General features: G+C 42.4%; 1 protein-coding gene and 1 pseudogene. Both read left to right on the forward strand.

Annotated elements, in window-relative coordinates; genetic code table 11:
* Window positions 1–199 (forward strand): annotated as a pseudogene (locus NE547_RS18025) (group II intron reverse transcriptase/maturase); the annotation flags it as partial.
* A partial coding sequence (locus NE547_RS18030) for a hypothetical protein (RefSeq protein ID WP_256176628.1) occupies window positions 175–399 on the forward strand: 225 nt, incomplete at its 3' end. The pseudogene NE547_RS18025 and the gene NE547_RS18030, both read left to right, overlap by 25 nt.

Consider the following 399-nt stretch of genomic DNA (forward strand, 5'->3'; position numbering starts at 1 on the left):
CTGGAAACAGTGGAAAACCAGTGAGAAAAGGATGTGGGGGTTAAAGAAACTTGGCGTACCCGAATGGATGGCAAGACAATCCGTAGGATTTGCAGACCATTATCAGGCGGTAGCAAAAACAGCCGGACTTCGCAAGATAACAAAAGAAATCCTCGCAAAGCGAGGACTCATTAGTTGTTTAGATTATTACATGAATTGAACCGCCGTATGCCGAACGGCACGTACGGTGGTGTGAGAGGGAGGAGAAAGTCCTCCCTACTCGATTTACATTTATCTGATCTTTGTAGTATACTTTTGGATGAATCAACACGAAAATTTTTTGAAAGTTTTGGTGTTGATATGGATAAAGTATATGTTGAATTTATTCCGGTCTTTACTGAGGCTGAAGAGGGCGCGTTT

Source organism: Flavonifractor sp. DFI.6.63, assembly GCF_024462255.1.
Taxonomy (GTDB): Bacteria; Bacillota; Clostridia; order Oscillospirales; family Oscillospiraceae; genus Lawsonibacter_A; species Lawsonibacter_A hominis.